16 protein-coding genes are annotated in these 14,217 nt (G+C 68.5%); 9 read left to right on the top strand and 7 right to left on the bottom strand.

Translation table 11 applies throughout. The features are described 5' to 3' along the window. Entirely contained in the window at positions 1–240 is a 240-nt protein-coding gene (locus C8D87_RS45115) for a hypothetical protein (RefSeq protein WP_146771716.1), read from the bottom strand. Positions 241–341: 101 nt separating this feature from the next. Between C8D87_RS45115 and C8D87_RS15200 the strand changes: the two genes are divergently transcribed. Beyond that, positions 342–2,108, top strand: coding sequence for a tetratricopeptide repeat protein (locus tag C8D87_RS15200; RefSeq protein WP_112227131.1), 1,767 nt, complete (start codon positions 342–344; stop codon positions 2,106–2,108). A gap of 43 nt (positions 2,109–2,151) precedes the next feature. Here C8D87_RS15200 and C8D87_RS15195 read toward each other — a convergent pair whose 3' ends face one another. Next, positions 2,152–3,765, bottom strand: coding sequence for a hypothetical protein (locus C8D87_RS15195; RefSeq protein ID WP_112227130.1), 1,614 nt, complete (start codon positions 3,763–3,765; stop codon positions 2,152–2,154). Positions 3,766–3,877: 112 nt separating this feature from the next. Between C8D87_RS15195 and C8D87_RS15190 the strand changes: the two genes are divergently transcribed. Together C8D87_RS15190 and C8D87_RS15185 are read left to right on the top strand one after the other, a co-directional pair. Further along, positions 3,878–4,543, top strand: coding sequence for a DUF2306 domain-containing protein (locus C8D87_RS15190; RefSeq protein WP_112227129.1), 666 nt, complete (start codon positions 3,878–3,880; stop codon positions 4,541–4,543). 41 nt (positions 4,544–4,584) lie between these two features. Next, positions 4,585–5,232: a peptidylprolyl isomerase gene (locus C8D87_RS15185; RefSeq protein ID WP_112227128.1), complete on the top strand. Its 648-nt coding sequence runs from the start codon at positions 4,585–4,587 to the stop codon at positions 5,230–5,232. A gap of 99 nt (positions 5,233–5,331) precedes the next feature. On the opposite strand, the gene C8D87_RS15180 is transcribed toward C8D87_RS15185, so the two are convergent. Beyond that, a complete protein-coding gene (locus tag C8D87_RS15180) occupies positions 5,332–5,718 on the bottom strand; it encodes a hypothetical protein (RefSeq protein ID WP_112227127.1) in 387 nt (128 codons plus the stop codon). Between C8D87_RS15180 and C8D87_RS15175 the strand changes: the two genes are divergently transcribed. The 3 genes from C8D87_RS15175 (at position 5,707) to cobF (ending at position 7,542) form a co-directional block, all read left to right on the top strand. Next, positions 5,707–5,976 carry a phenylacetate--CoA ligase gene (locus tag C8D87_RS15175; RefSeq protein WP_146771715.1) on the top strand — a complete coding sequence of 90 codons (270 nt, stop codon included), beginning with the start codon at positions 5,707–5,709 and terminating at the stop codon, positions 5,974–5,976. The genes C8D87_RS15180 and C8D87_RS15175 overlap by 12 nt on opposite strands. A gap of 51 nt (positions 5,977–6,027) precedes the next feature. Then, entirely contained in the window at positions 6,028–6,705 is a 678-nt protein-coding gene (locus C8D87_RS15170) for a hypothetical protein (RefSeq protein WP_112227125.1), read from the top strand. Between the two features lie 93 nt (positions 6,706–6,798). Next, positions 6,799–7,542: a precorrin-6A synthase (deacetylating) gene (gene cobF, locus C8D87_RS15165; RefSeq protein ID WP_112227665.1), complete on the top strand. Its 744-nt coding sequence runs from the start codon at positions 6,799–6,801 to the stop codon at positions 7,540–7,542. A 40-nt stretch (positions 7,543–7,582) separates the two neighbouring features. Here the strand turns inward: cobF and C8D87_RS15160 are convergent, their stop codons facing one another. After that, positions 7,583–8,104, bottom strand: coding sequence for a TetR family transcriptional regulator (locus C8D87_RS15160; RefSeq protein WP_233442111.1), 522 nt, complete (start codon positions 8,102–8,104; stop codon positions 7,583–7,585). A 94-nt stretch (positions 8,105–8,198) separates the two neighbouring features. Here C8D87_RS15160 and C8D87_RS15155 point away from each other — a divergent pair, with 94 nt between their 5' ends. From C8D87_RS15155 to C8D87_RS15145, 3 genes are all read left to right on the top strand, one after another. After that, complete coding sequence (locus tag C8D87_RS15155; protein WP_109641873.1) at positions 8,199–9,020, top strand: oxidoreductase; 822 nt, start codon at positions 8,199–8,201, stop codon at positions 9,018–9,020. 35 nt (positions 9,021–9,055) lie between these two features. Next, a complete protein-coding gene (locus tag C8D87_RS15150; RefSeq protein ID WP_233442110.1) occupies positions 9,056–9,940 on the top strand; it encodes a helix-turn-helix transcriptional regulator in 885 nt (294 codons plus the stop codon). 178 nt (positions 9,941–10,118) lie between these two features. Next, positions 10,119–11,891, top strand: coding sequence for an alpha/beta hydrolase (locus C8D87_RS15145; RefSeq protein WP_233442109.1), 1,773 nt, complete (start codon positions 10,119–10,121; stop codon positions 11,889–11,891). A gap of 52 nt (positions 11,892–11,943) precedes the next feature. Here C8D87_RS15145 and C8D87_RS15140 read toward each other — a convergent pair whose 3' ends face one another. The 3 genes from C8D87_RS15140 to C8D87_RS15130 all read right to left on the bottom strand — a co-directional run bounded on the left by C8D87_RS15140 (position 11,944) and on the right by C8D87_RS15130 (position 14,184). Next, entirely contained in the window at positions 11,944–12,831 is an 888-nt protein-coding gene (locus tag C8D87_RS15140) for a CU044_5270 family protein (protein ID WP_112227124.1), read from the bottom strand. Continuing rightward, positions 12,824–13,420: an RNA polymerase sigma factor gene (locus tag C8D87_RS15135; protein WP_109641869.1), complete on the bottom strand. Its 597-nt coding sequence runs from the start codon at positions 13,418–13,420 to the stop codon at positions 12,824–12,826. The genes C8D87_RS15140 and C8D87_RS15135 overlap by 8 nt, the downstream gene beginning before the upstream one ends. Positions 13,421–13,488: 68 nt before the next feature. Next, complete coding sequence (locus tag C8D87_RS15130; protein ID WP_109641867.1) at positions 13,489–14,184, bottom strand: PP2C family protein-serine/threonine phosphatase; 696 nt, start codon at positions 14,182–14,184, stop codon at positions 13,489–13,491. Positions 14,185–14,217: the final 33 nt, after the last annotated feature.

Below are 14,217 nucleotides of genomic sequence, written 5' to 3'. Positions count from 1 at the left end.
TCAGTCGGTGATGTAGCCGGTCACGGCGCGCCCCCTCAGCAGTCGCTCGACTGCGGCCGGGCGGCAGCCGGGCGCTTGAGCCAAGTTCCCCAGTCGTTGCCGGGCGTTCCCGGCGCGATGAAGCCGCTCGGCCCGGCCGTGGCGGGCACGTCCGCCGCAGGACGCGGCTCGGGCGTCCGGCGCCGGGTGGCTGCTCGGGAGCGTCCGCACCGCGGCGGCGATCTGGCTGGTCGGCTTCATGGCGCAGACATTGCTGAACTGCGCTCACAGCGACCTGACAGCTACACCCCGTCAGGTGTCAGCGAGGTGTCAGAAGGCCTGCACACGCTACGTTCGACGGCGTGCCGAAGTACCCAGTTGACGCGTCCAGCAGCAGCTTCTCCCTGCCAGACCCGCCGGGCCGCTCGCCGCGGCAGCTCGGCCCCGATCCGGTGGTGCACGGCCGCGCGCGCGAGCTGGCTCTGTTGCTGGACGTCCTGGACTCCAGCGGCGTCGCGGTACTGTGCGGTCCGCCGGGCACGGGCAAGACCACGCTGGCGCTCCGGCTCGCGCACTCGGTCGCGGACCGGTTCCCCGACGGTCAGCTGCGCGCCGACCTCTCCGTGCTGGGCTTGGACGACGTGCTGGCCGGGTTCATCAGGGCGCTCACCCATCCCGACGTCCGGCTGTGGGCCGATCTACACGCACAGCTGCGTGAGGTGCTCGGTACCCGGCGGGTGCTCTTCCTGCTGGACAACGCGGGTGCGGAACATGATCTCTCGTTGTTCCGGAACGTGATCGCGACGAGCCGCGAACGGCTGGGCGGCCTGGTGCTCGGGCCGATGAGCACCGAGGACTCGCTGACGTTGCTGCGCGCCCATCTCGGGTCGCGCGTCGATTCGGAACCCGATGCCGCGCGCGGGTTCGTGGAAGCGTGCGGCGGGCTGCCGCTTGCGTTGGTCGTCGCCGCCAGGTTCGCTCTGCTTCGCACGACGGCGAAGCTTGCGACGCTGGTCGAAGAGATCCCTGCCGAGCGCGGCAAGGTGTACGGCGCGTTCGAGTGGGCGTACCGGCAGCTCTCCCCCGCAGACGCCCGCGTGTTCCGGCTGCTCGGGGACGGTTTCGAGCGCGAGTTCTCGATCGACGCGCTCAACGCGCTGGCCGGCGGTGACGTCCGGCCGACACGCAACAGGCTGCTCTCGTTGCACCTGCTGGAGAACGCGCCGGGCGACCGGATCACGATGCACTCCCTGCTCAGGGAGTACGCCAGAACGCTGGAACCGCGCGAACCCGAGGCGCTCGACCGGCTGCTCGACCACTACGTGTCGGTCGCGGACACCGAGACCGAGAACGCCGTCGCCGCTGTGCTCGTGGCTGACGACCGGCGCCGGCTGGCGTTGGCCGGTCGTCTCGTCGAAGAGATGTCGGTGGAGGTGCAGACGGCGGCGGTGGAGGCGGCGCGGTCACTGGCGGACCGGTCTGCCGAGGCGTTGGCGCTCGCGCATCTCGGACACGCGTGGTTCGAACGCGGGCACCTCGAAGAGGCGGAGGGATGTCACGCGGAGGCGTTGGCGATCTGCCGGGAGCCGAGTGCGTTGACGGGGATGGGGAACCTCTGCCTGGCGATCGGGGATGCGGAGTCCGCGACGAGACTCTTCACGGAGGTGCTGGCCGTTCGGGTCGCGTCTCGTAACGCGCAGGGCGAGGCACGGACCCTGTTGAGCCTGGGACAGGCCACCGGGAAGATCCACCACTACGAGCAGGCTCGTGACATCTGCGAACGGATCGGTGACGTCGTGCGGCTCGGCCGGGCGTACAACGGCATGGGCAACCTTCACCAGAAGGAGGGCTCGTACGAGGAGGCGATCAGGTGCTACTCGTTGGCACTGGAGTCCTGCATGGACGGTTCCTTCCTGTTGAACATGGGACTCGCGTACGAGGCGTTGAACTCCCCAGAGGCGCTCGGTTGTTACGACAGGGCGGCCGAGTACGCGTTTCGGATGCGGGACAAGGAGCTGCTCGCCGATGCCGCACGTTCACTGCATGCCGCCGGGTTCGTCGAGCAGGCGTTGCGGAGGATGCGGCAAGCGGAGTCGCTGTACCTCACCGCAGTGGACGAGTCACCGTGAGGAGCCATTCGACCCACGCGGATACAGCCGATCAGTGGACAAGTCACGGGCTTCGCACGTAGGCGAGCGCGAACGACGAGTCGGCCGCCGCGCCCGCCTGGTCGTAACAGCGGATCTGCACCAGCACCCCCGGCGGGTACGAGTAGCCGTTCCACGCCCAGATCCGGCAGTACCTCGGCTCCGGCCCGCTCGCGCTGACCAGCACGGCGTCGGCGGGATAGACCTTCGGGTTGCCGATGCCCTGGTACCGCACGTCGTACTGACCCGTGCCCGTCCTCGTCACCGACGGCGTCTCGCCGTTGCTGCTCCACGACCTGTTGATGCCGGTGGTGAGGTAGGCCGCCATCGCGGACGGGTCGTGGTGGATCGCCGCGTTCTCGGTGTAGGTGAGGTTCCAGCTGGTGTCGGTGTCGCACGACACCCGCACACGCGTCGCCTCCACCGCCGAGCGGCACGTCGCCCGCGCCGAGCCGACCGGCGAGACCATCGCGAACCCGTTGCCGCCCAACGTGGTCACCTCGTACTGCCCAGTTCCGGTCCGGGCGACTCCCGGCGCACCACCGCGATAGGCCACGGCCGGTCCGTCACTCACGAACACGATGGCGAACGGAAGGTTCTTCCTCGTCCCGTTCGGGTTGAAGCAGGCCACATCGGCGAGCAGGTCGCGTCCGTCGCTGCGGGTTGCCTCGGTCTGGCACGAGAACGCCTGCGGGTAGCCCCAGCCGTTGCTCAGCGCGGTGTGCACCGTGCCACTGGTCCCGCCGAGTTCCGGCAACCGCACCTCGTATGCACCCTCGCCCTTCCTCACCAGCGAGAGATAGCGCTCCACGCCGTTTCGGCGCCAGGTTCCCCACTGCCACTGCCGATGCAGCTCGACCTGCTGACCGACGGGCTGGTCGTAGGCGAAATAGGGCGTGCTCGCGTAGGCCCATCCGGTGGGAGCCGCTGCCCGCTTCCTGTCCTCTGTGGACCCTCCCGGCTGCTGCGCATTCGTCGTGCCGGCTGTTGTCGCCTTCGGCGCGGTGGACACGACCGGTCCCGGCGTGGGCGCTTCGGTGGTGGGTGGCACCGTCGACACCGACGGACCTGCGACCAGCGGCGGCGTCGCTTCGAGCAGGGTCTGAGCCGGCTCGGTGATCTTCTGCGCTTCGTGGCGCGATGGCGGCGGTTCCACCCGTTCCGAGCTCGGCATCGCCAGCAGGAACACCACGAATCCCACGACGGCGGCCGCGGCTTTCCAGACGTGCGGGTCGGCCAGCACCGGGCCGTTCTTCGTGATGAGATCGGTCAGCGCTTTGACCGGCTTGGTGACCACGTCGGACACCGAGCGCACCGGACTCTGAAAGAACGCGAGCCACCGGCGTTCCTCGTCCTCCGGCACCGCGACCAGCCCCGGCGCCAGGTACTCGACCCGTTCCCTGAGCCGTTTCGGGTCCGCGGGCTTGCACAGCGCGCACGTGAGCACGTGCTGCTGCATCACGACCCAGTCCTCTTCGCCGATCTCGGCGAGCTGGGTGCAGCTCTTGTTCAACGCTTCGAAGACCGCCACCCGCTGGGCAACGGCCTCGTAGGTCTCCGTGGTGGCCATCCCGTCGGCGATGGCCTGCCGCTGCTCGGGCATCGTGTCGAGGGCGGCGGCCAACGACTCGGGAGTCATCACGCAAGTTTGGAGCCGACCGAGTGTGTCGCGAAACGACCAATCAGTGGACAATTCATGGACGTCAGCGAGCGGTGCGCGATCGGTAAGCGCCACTCGCGATGGTGGTGCCATGACGTGGTTGCGCAAGCCTTGGGTGGGCCCGTTGGCCTTCGTGGTGGTGGCGTTCGTAGCGTTCTCGCTACCGCCGTATCTGACCGGTGACCGTGCATCGGCGCGTGTGCAGTCGGACTGGGGACCGCACTACCCCCTGCTGGTGGTGCACGTCGTCTTCGCGTCCATCGCCATCATCACGTGCGTGGTGCAGATCTGGCCGTGGTTCCGCGGCCGTTTCCCCGCATGGCACCGTCGTGTCGGCCGCGTCTACGTGTGGGCCGGTGTGTTTCCTGCCGGGCTGTCCGGCTTGGTCATCGGCTGGATGACGCCGTTCGGCCCGGTCGCGATGGTCAGCAACGTGATCCTGGCCGTGTTGTGGCTGCTCTTCACGTGGCTGGCCTGGCGCGCGGCGCGGCGGCGGCAGTTCCGCGACCACCGCAAGTGGATGATCCGCAGCTTCACCCTGACCGTCTCGATCCTCACCAACCGGATCTGGGGCGTGCTCGCGTTCATGGCGCTGGCGGACCGGGTGCCGGAGGCGGAGCTGCCGAACGCGATCTCCGGGATCGCGACGTGGACCGGGTGGGTGGTGCCGTTGCTGATCTCGCAGTGGTGGCTGGAGCGCGAGCCCCGGCGGAAGACGGCTGTGGCGGTCGAGCAGCGCGAACCGGTCAGCGTGTGAGCAGCTGACAAGGGGAATCACCGCGACTACGGTCGGCATTCATGAGGCTACTGCTCGCTGTGTTGATGACGGCCGTGCTGGCACCCGCCACGGCCCAGGCCGAGCCGATTTCCGGACCACCGACCGCGAAGTGCGAGTTCATCCCGACCCCGGAGAACCCGGCGGCCCGCCCGGTTCAGCCGCCGCCGGCCACGGTGCCCGCGAAGGGCACCGTGAAGGTCACCATCGTGACCAACTACGGCGTGGTGATCGCGAAACTCGACCGGGCCAACGCCCCGTGCGGCGTGGAGAACTTCGCGCACCTGGCCCGCAGCTGGTTCTACACGATGACCCGGTGCTGGCGGCTGACCGACACCGCGCGCCTCGGCGTCCTGCAGTGCGGCGACATCTACCGCGCCGAGGAGGGCGGGCCCGGCTACCGGTTCGCCGACGAGGTCACGGGCAAGGAGACCTACCCGCGCGGCACCATCGCGTACGGCAACCAGGGGCCCGGCACGAACGGCAGCGAGTTCTTCATCGTCCACTCGTTCGCCAACATCCGGCCCGTGTACACGGTGATGGGGCATGTGACCCATGGCATGGACACGCTGGACCGGATCGTCAAGGCGGGGATCGTGCCCCAGCCGGACGGGACGCTCGACGGCGCGCCGAAGAAGCCGGTCAGGATCCTGCACGTTCTTGCTCACTGATCGCGTCGAGCGCCTTCGACACGAGCCCGTACGGCAGCAAACCCAGACCGTCCAACAGCTCTGAGCCTCGTTCACCGGCCAGAACACGGCGCAGCGCAGTCACCAGCGGCCCCGTGCCCGCGCTCTGTTCCAGGCCGGTGAACCCGATCTCCCAGGTTCTTCCACCCCCGGCCGGTCGTCCCCGACGGCGCGCAGCACCACCGCGGTCAGGAACGGGCTCCAGTCCTGCATGACCTGGCTCGCCCGCGTCATCGCGCGGTCGGCCACCTGCAGTTCGTCGGGCAGGCGTTGCGGCAGGGCGGAGAGCAGTTCGCCCAGCCGCACGCCTTCGGTCTGCTCGGCCAGGGCGATGTACTCGGACAGCTCCATGCGGGGCGGCAGGCCGTGCGCGAAGGCGTACCAGGCCAGCATCTCGATCTCGGTGGCCACGTTGGGGGCGTCCGTCCGGATCGCGACGAAGATCGACGCCAGGTAGTGCGCCAGCACCTGCTGACCGACCTGCCGGTGGTCGACCAGGCCGCGTTCTGGGCCGCGAACACCATCCGGGACAACCAGGTGCTGACCCGCGCGCACACCGACGGGCTGATCTTCAAGACCGGCGGCACCACCAAGGCTCCTCGGGTGTCCTTCTACACCAACGGGGAATGGGACGCGATGTGCCGCACGTACGCGGAAACGCTCCCCGCGGCGGGACTGCGGCACGGCGACCGCATCGCGAACCTGTTCGCGGCCGGTGAGCTGTAACCCAGCTTCATCTTCGCGCTGAACTCGCTGCAGCGGTCGCCGATCGACCTGGTGCAACTACCGGTCACCGGCAGCGCGCCCGTCGAGTTCACGCTGACGACGATGCAGGACTTCGACGCGAACGTCGTGGCGGGCTTCCCGACGACGTTGTGCCGGTTGGCGGCGCACGTGGTCGCGGAGGCCGGCGCGTTGCCGCTGGTGCGGCTGATCCTGTTCAGCGGCGAGGCGTTGTACGACGACCAGCGGGCTCTGCTGGCCGAGGCGTTCCCCAACGCCGAGTTCCGGTCGTTCGTCTACGGCAGCGTGGACGGCGGCATCATCGGCACCGCCGTGCTGGGCTCCGACGACCCGCGCGTGTTCCGATCCTTGTGGACAGCTCGGTGCTGGAGATCGTCGACACCGAGACCGGCAGGCCGATCACGTCACGGTCCGGTGACCCTGCACCTCGACCACCTGCGCGCCGCGGTCGACCGTGCCGGCGTGGTGCACAACGGTGTTCAGGTCGTGATCCGGCGGGTCGACGCGCGGGACCAGCTGGTGCTGCGGATCGCCGGTGAGGTGCAGGATTTCGAGGCCGTCCGCGCTCAGGTGCACGTGATCAGCCCGCGGTTCGAGCTCCAGACCGGACGCGGAACCGTGGCACCGCTGGAAGTCGAGTGGGTGGGGGCGCTCGAGGTCAACCCCCGCAGCGGGAAGACCCTGCGGCTGATCGACGAACACCCCTGCTGACCGCTCAGCCGGCCGGACGGCGCTGACGCGCGCCGGCCCGCGATCCCGGCATGCGCGGGTAGAGCCCCGCGCCGTGGGATTAGGGTGTGGCCCGTGCGAAAGATCCTGGTCATCGGTATCGGCGCGGGCAACCCCGACCACCTGACGGTGCAGGCCGTCAAGGCGTTGCAGACCGTCGACGTGTTCTTCGTCCTGGACAAGGGCACGGTGAAGCAGGAGCTCGTCGACCTGCGCGCGTCGATCCTCGAAGCGCACGTGACGCGCCCGTACCGCTGGCTCGAGGGCCGCGATCCGGAGCGCGACCGCACCGCCACGGACTACGTGCAGGCGGTGGACGACTGGCGGCGCGCACGGGCCGATGTGTGCCTGGGGCTGCTGTCGTCACTGGGCGCCGACGAGGTGGGCGCGTTCCTGGTGTGGGGCGACCCGTCGTTGTACGACTCGACGCTGGCGATCCTCGACGACCTGCTGGGCCGCGGTGAGTCGTTCGAGGTCGAGGTGATCCCGGGCGTCACGTCGGTGGCGGCGCTGACGGCCGGGCACAAGGTGTCGCTGAACCAGGTCGGCAAGCCCGTGCAGATCACCACCGGGCGGCGGCTGGCGGCCGGCTGGCCCTCCGATGTGGACGACGTGGCGGTGATGCTGGACGCGTCATACTCGTTCGAGGGTGTGGATCCCGACACGTGGATCTACTGGGGTGCTTACCTGGGGATGCCGGACGAGATCCTGATCTCCGGGCGGGTCGGGGACGTGGCCTCGCAGATCCGGGCGGCGCGGGACGAGGCCCGTGCGCGCAAGGGCTGGATCATGGACACCTACCTGCTGCGCAGGATTTGATTCAGGTTCTGCAGGCGAATCCAGCGCTGCAAACCGGCAGCTAGCTCAGAAGCCGGGCTACCGCCCTCACGACGAGTTCGCGAGTCGCGACCGGGGTGGAGAACGCCAGTATCGACATGTGCACGACGAGAGCGAGAAGCTCCTCGGCATCGAAGTCCTGCGGTAGCACTCCGCTGCGCTGAGCCTCGGCGACGGCGGCGACCTTCTCGGTGTGCGCGTCACCCTCGGCCTTGCTGATCGCCTCGAAGCCGTTCTCCAGGCGGTGGTACCCGGCGAGGCTGAGCAGTTCGGGCTGCTGCTGGTAGACGTCGAAGAGGCGGCCCGCGTAGCCGGGCAGGTCGTCAGGGGTGATGGGAACGGCTTCGACCACACGGGCGATCTGGATCCGGAGCACCTCGTCGAAGAGGTCCTCCTTGCTGCCGAAGTAGGCGTAGATCATCGCCTTGTTGCACCCGGCCTTGGCCGCGATGCGATCAACTCGCGCACCGGCGATCCCGTGCTTCGCGAACTCGGCCAGCGCCGCTTCCAGCAGCTTCGCCTTGGTCGCTTCCCTGTCCCTCACCACCGCCACAGTCTAACCAACTAGTTGGTTGACACGCGAGCCGTGTCGTGGTTGCCTGAAGGAAAGCAACCAACTGGTTAGTTAGGAGTGGGCGATGAAGGTCGCACTGGTCACGGGCGCGTCGTCGGGGATCGGCGAATCCACCGCGATTGAGCTGCACAAAGCCGGCTACGTCGTGTACGCGGCGGCACGCCGGGTGCAGCGGATGGAGGGATTGGCCGCCCAGGGCATCCGCGTGGTCGAGATGGACGTCACCGACGACGACTCGATGGTCGAGGGCGTCAAGCGGATCATCGCCGACACCGGGCGGATCGACCTCCTCGTCAACAACGCCGGCTATGGCTCGTACGGCGCGTTCGAGGACGTGCCGCTGTCCGAGGGCAAGTACCAGTTCGAGGTCAACGTGTTCGGCCTGGCGCGGCTCGTGCAGCTGGTGGTGCCGCACATGAGGGAGCGGAGGAGCGGCCGGATCGTGAACGTCTCGTCGATCGGCGGCAAGATCTACGAGCCGCTCGGCGGGTGGTACCACTCGACGAAGTTCGCGGTGGAGGGGCTCAGCGACTCGTTGCGGCTGGAGCTGAAGCCGTTCGGCATCGACGTCGTGGTGATCGAGCCCGGTGCGATCAAGACCGAGTGGGCCGACATCGCGCTCGACAACCTGCGCAAGACGTCCGGTGCGGGCGCGTACAAGGAGCAGGTCCGGCAGCTGAGCGCGTTCTTCGGTCAGGCCGACCGCGGGTCGGAGCCCAAGGTCATCGCGGACGTGATCGTCAAGGCGGCGCGGGCACGGAGGCCGCGCACGCGGTACGCGGCAGGGTTCGGTGCCGGGCCGATTCTCTTCGCACGAAGGGTGTTGTCCGACCGGGCGTTCGACGCGCTGTTCCTCGGAGCGATGCGGCGCGCTGCCAAGGTCTGAGCAGGTACCTTCGGTTGGGTACCGAGGGGAGACGTGTGCACGAGGGGTTGTCGCCGGAAGCCGAGAAGCTGTACCTGGCGATGCTGGCGGGGGACAACGCCGAAACCGGTGCGGCGCGCGAGGAGCTCGAACGGCTCGGACTGATCAGGAACGGTGAGGTGCGGCCGCCGCGATCGGCGCTGGCTGCCGTCGCCTCCGGTTACGAGGCTGCGGCCATCAGGGCCAGGGAGACGGCCGACGTGCTGGCGAAGGCCTATGCCGAGCACGGGTCGCAGGACTTCGTCGAGGTGCTCAAGGACGCGGACGAGGTGATCAGCGCGTTCGAGGAGATGCAGAGCCAGGCGAAGACCGAGATCCGGGCGCTCGACCCCGGTTCGTACCTGAGCCCGCAGCCGCAGGCGAGTCCCGCGCAGCCTCCGGCGCTGGCCCGCGGTGTCGGGTACCGGGTCGTCTACGACTCCTCGCTCCTGCAGACCGAGCCGGGGTTCGCCTCTGTGCGGGCGAGCATCGCCGTGGGTGAGCAGGCGCGGGCGTTTCCCGGGGTGCCGCTCAAGCTCGTGATCGCCGACTCGGACCGGGCGTTGATCGCGGTGCCGACGGTCACCGGAGGGAACGTCGTGGCACTTCTCATTCACCCGTCCGTGCTGCTGAGTGCCCTCATCGAGTTGTTCGAGGCGTTCTGGCGGATGGCCGTGTCGATCACCCCCGGCAGTCAGGAAGACACCCACGAGGAGCCGACGACGGCCACGCGCAGGCTGATGGCGCTGCTCAGCGCCGGTCTGACGGATGAGTCGATCGCACGCGAGCTCGGTGTCAGCGAACGGACGGTGCACCGTCGCGTGAGTCGGCTGCAGCAGCTGCTGGGTGCGCAGACCCGGTTCCAGCTCGGCGTGCAGGCGTCACGGCGCGGCTGGCTTTAGTCACCCAGGGTGATAGCGCGAAAAGTGTTCATCACTCTGCGAACACCTTTGGTGACAGTTTCCAGACATGGCGACTTTCTGCCATCACCCACGAGTGTTAAACGCGTTGAAAACCCTTCCTCCCTTCTGAAGGCACGGCTGATCCCAGCCGTGTCGGGGGCAGGAAGGGATCTCCACCGTGAGGAAGTACTTCAGAGGCGGCATCGCCGCGCTGACGGGGGTGCTGGCGGCCAGCAGCCTCGTGCTCGCGCCGGCGGCGAGCGCGGCGGCGAAGCAGGACCCGGACACGGCCAAGCTGGCGGGTGCGCTGACCACCCAGAAGGTCACCTGGGAAGAGTGCACGTTCCCCGGCGTGGCTGAGGAGACGGTCAAGAAGTTCAAGACCGTCAAGGGCCTCGCCTGCGCCACCATCCAGGTGCCGCGCGACTGGCACAACCCCGCCGACGGCAACACGATCGGCATCCGGGTCTCCAAGACCGAGACTGCCTACAAGGGCACCAGCCGCCAGGGCATCGCGCTGGTCAACCCCGGTGGCCCCGGTGGCTCCGGCCTGCCGTGGGGAGCGGCGATGGCCCTGCGCACCCCGGTGCTCGCCGGCCAGTACGACTTCATCGGCTTCGACCCGCGCGGTGTCGGCCTCTCCACGCCGCTCAAGTGCAGCTACACCGTCCCGAACAGCACCGACGTCAACGTGCTGAACAAGGCGAAGGTCGACGGCTGCCTCGAGAACCCGCTGACCAAGTTCATCACCACCGAGCAGACCGCCTACGACATGGACTTCATCCGTGTCCTGCTCGGCGAGAAGAAGATGAGCTACATCGGCTACTCCTACGGCACGTGGCTCGGCACCTGGTACGCCGCCACGTTCCCGGGCAAGACGCACCGCTTCCTGCTCGACTCGGCCGTCGACGCCTCGCAGTCGACGCTGGAGAACACCTGGGACCTGCAGCCGCGCACCCGCGACCGCCAGTTCCAGGAGGCGCTGCTGCCGTTCATGGCGCGCAACGACGCCAAGTACGGCCAGGGCACCGACCCGATGGAGATCCGCCGCAACTGGGAGAAGGCCGGCGGCACCCGTGAGTTCGTGGGTCAGCTCTTCGTCGCCTGGTTCGTGATCCCGGCGATGTACGACACCTCGCAGTACCACGCGGCCGCCTCCGCCGTCGCCTCGGTGATCGACGCCTCGAAGGAGCAGGGCACCGCCTCGGAGAAGGTCGAGCAGATCGTCTCCAAGATGCTCACGACGCCGGACCTCACGGCCGAGAACAAGGCGTTCATCGCCAAGGCCAAGGACAACGCGCTCGCCGCGATCGCCAAGAAGGAGCGCGTCGCGGTCAAGTCCACGACCGCCGCCGCCGAGGTCGAGACCTGGGACGCCACGTTCGAGGCGATCCGCTGCCAGGACGGCCAGTGGAACCAGAACCTGCACTACTGGAAGTACTGGCTGGCCGACCTGACCGTGAACGCGCCGTTCATCGCGCCGTTCATGGACACGCCGCTGTGCGCGTACTGGCCGACCAAGAACTCGATGCCTAAGCCGGACAAGAAGACGTTCCCGCGTCTGCTGATCGCGCAGAGCGAGCTCGACGCCGCCACCGCGTACGAGGGTGGTCTCGCCACGGCCAAGGCTCTGCCGAACGCCAAGCTGATCAGCGTTGACAACGAGGGTTCGCACGGCCTGTTCCCGTACAACACGGACTGCGTCGACGACCCGATCGTCTTCTACTTCCAGACCGGTGCGACCCCGCGCAAGCAGTTCACCGGCTGCCAGGGCCTCCCGCTGCCGAACGAGGACAAGACCTTCGAGGTCGGCGGCAAGATGACCAACGGCAAGATCAAGATCAAGATGATCACGCCTGCCGTCAAGGAAGCCAACAAGATCGTCAAGGACCTGCTCGGCGGCTCCTCGACGGCGGCTGCCGACGAGTCGGGCATGCCGGCCAACCTGTAACACCCCTGTAGAGCTGCGGGCCCCGGCACGGCGTGCCGGGGCCCGTTTCCATTCAGGGCCGCTGACCGACCTGGTCCACGACGCCCCTCGCCAGCACGGCGGTGTCCTCGCTGCCGAGCACGGTGTAGGTCTCCAGATCGAGGATCAGGTCACCACCCCCGTGATCATCGGTGTCCGGCCACGAGATCTTCACTCCTCGACGGCCCGCCGCATCCCGTTCGTCCTGCTCCAGCGTGAGGTCGGGGACGAGAGCCAAGGCTTCGAACAACGCGGCCCTGGACCGCGGCGACAGGTAGTTCTCGCGGAGCAGGTAAGCCACGTCCTCACCGTTGACCGGCCGGTCGTTCGCACTGGACCTGTCCAGGTCGTCGAGGCCGTTGCGGTTGAGGAACACGAGCATGGCCGCGACGTCGGTGGGCATGTCCGGGCGGTACGCGGGCTCCGGCGTGCAGTCGGTGAACCGGCCGGGAACCGGCCTGCCGCCCTTGGTGGCCTGTGCCTTGCCGTCGCGGCAGCCGGGCAGCCAGGCGGGCTCCTCCGACGGGTCGTTCTGGACCATGCCGTCCCTCGTGCCGTCCACCGACTGCCAGGCTTCCCGGACGCCGTCGGGGTGCTCCGTCTTCGTGTACACGAACTGGTCGGCTCGTGGTGCGGCCTCCTGCAGGCCGCGCACGACATCAGCCGCACGGCGCAGCACTCCGGCAGCCTCGGCACTGGGTGCCGGACCGCCGAACGGCGCCAGGACGACCACGGCAGCGATCGCCGCGGCGATCCCGACCGCGCCGACGAGCGTGAAGCGACGACCGCGGCGGCGTGCGACAGCCGGACCGGTCTCGGCACGGGCTGCGGCGATCAGGCGTTCGCGAACGGGCGAGAGGTCATCGGACTTGGGCAGTTCGGTCTCCGCGACCATGCTGCGGATCAGCTGGATCTCATCCATGGTGGTTGGCTTCCTCCGGAGTCGCGATGTCGTCAGCGGTGCGCAACGTGCGCTGCACCTTCCGGCGAGCGCGGTTGAGCCGGGAGCGGACGGTGCCCACCGGGATGTCGAGCGCGGCGGCGACCTCGTCGTAGGCCAGGCCCTCCCACGCGATCAGCAGCAGCACATCGCGTTCGGCGACGGCGAGCCCGGCCAGTGCCGTGGCGAGCAGCTTGCCCATCGCCTGCGCGGTGACCTGCTCGGCGACCCGCTCGGCGTGCCCGGCTTCCGGCTCTTCGCCGGGCACGCGGTCACGCAGCTTGAGCTCACGCGCCTCGGCCCGCCAGTGCCGGCTGACGAGGTTCGTGGCGATCCCGTACAACCACGGCCGGGCGTCCGGCCGGCTCAGGTCGTACTGCCACCGCTTGGCCAGAGCGGTCAGGAACGTTTCCGCCACCAGGTCGTCGGCGACCTGCCGGCCCAGCCGGCGTTCCAGGTATCGACAGATGTGCGGGCCGTGCCGGTCGAAGATGACGGCGAACCGCTCTGGGTCTCGCAGCGATGCCTCGATGACTGTCGCATCGTCGGCATCCTCCCCCGGTGAGCTCAATGACCGACCTTTCGTCGTGACGGGCTGTTCACCGCGTTATTCGCAGGTTCCCCGTTACGAGTTCACGGTCAGCGCTGCCACCACTTCTTCTTCGCGACGTCCGTGATCACGCACGTGATGTTGTCCGGGCCGCCGTTCTCGTTGGCCAGCGCGATCAACTGCCAGGCGGCTTCCGTGCCGTCCTCAGTGGACAGCAGGATGTCGTGGATGTCCTCCTGATGCGCGTAGTCCGTCAACCCGTCGCTGCACAACAGGTACCGGTCACCGATCAGCGCCTGGTGCCACGACAGGTCCGGGTCGTGCGAGTTGCCCGACTGCAACGCCCGCAGCACGTACGCGCGCCGCGGGTGCACGAGAGCTTCTTCCGGTGTCATCCGGCCGGCGTCGACGAGCGCCTGGACCATGGTGTGGTCGTGGGAGATCTGCCGCAGTTCGCCTTCGCGCAAGAGGTACGCGCGGGAGTCGCCGATGTGCGCGAGCTGGAACGCGAGGCCCTCCCAGCGCATCGCGGTCAGCGTGGTGCCGGCGCCCTGCGGGGCCTCGGCGTCGAGCCTGCGCGCGATCTCGGCCACCGCGGGGCCGAGATCGCCCCGCCACGCGGCGAGGACGTTCACCGCGATGGCGCTCGCGACCTCGCCGTGCTCGTGGCCGCCCATGCCGTCGGCCACGGCCTGCAGGTCCGGGCGAACGTAGACCGAGTCCTCGTTGTGCTCACGCACGAGGCCGGTATCGGTCGCCACGGCGGTGCGCAGCTCGTGTGTCATACATCCAGTAGACCAGTTGTGAACTCACTTCAC

Origin of the sequence: Lentzea atacamensis, from assembly GCF_003269295.1 — a bacterium.
Taxonomy (GTDB): Bacteria; Actinomycetota; Actinomycetes; order Mycobacteriales; family Pseudonocardiaceae; genus Lentzea; species Lentzea atacamensis.
The sequence above is the reverse complement of the archived record's forward strand: the minus strand, read 5'-3'. Positions and strand labels throughout refer to the sequence as shown.

Coding starts and splice junctions, on each gene's coding strand:
- C8D87_RS45115 (WP_146771716.1), bottom strand. CDS start 240: ATGAAGCCGACCAGCCAGATCGCCGCCGCGGTGCGGACGCTCCCGAGC.
- C8D87_RS15195 (WP_112227130.1), bottom strand. CDS start 3,765: ATGACTCCCGAGTCGTTGGCCGCCGCCCTCGACACGATGCCCGAGCAG.
- C8D87_RS15190 (WP_112227129.1), top strand. CDS start 3,878: ATGACGTGGTTGCGCAAGCCTTGGGTGGGCCCGTTGGCCTTCGTGGTG.
- C8D87_RS15185 (WP_112227128.1), top strand. CDS start 4,585: ATGAGGCTACTGCTCGCTGTGTTGATGACGGCCGTGCTGGCACCCGCC.
- C8D87_RS15155 (WP_109641873.1), top strand. CDS start 8,199: ATGAAGGTCGCACTGGTCACGGGCGCGTCGTCGGGGATCGGCGAATCC.
- C8D87_RS15140 (WP_112227124.1), bottom strand. CDS start 12,831: ATGGATGAGATCCAGCTGATCCGCAGCATGGTCGCGGAGACCGAACTG.
- C8D87_RS15130 (WP_109641867.1), bottom strand. CDS start 14,184: ATGACACACGAGCTGCGCACCGCCGTGGCGACCGATACCGGCCTCGTG.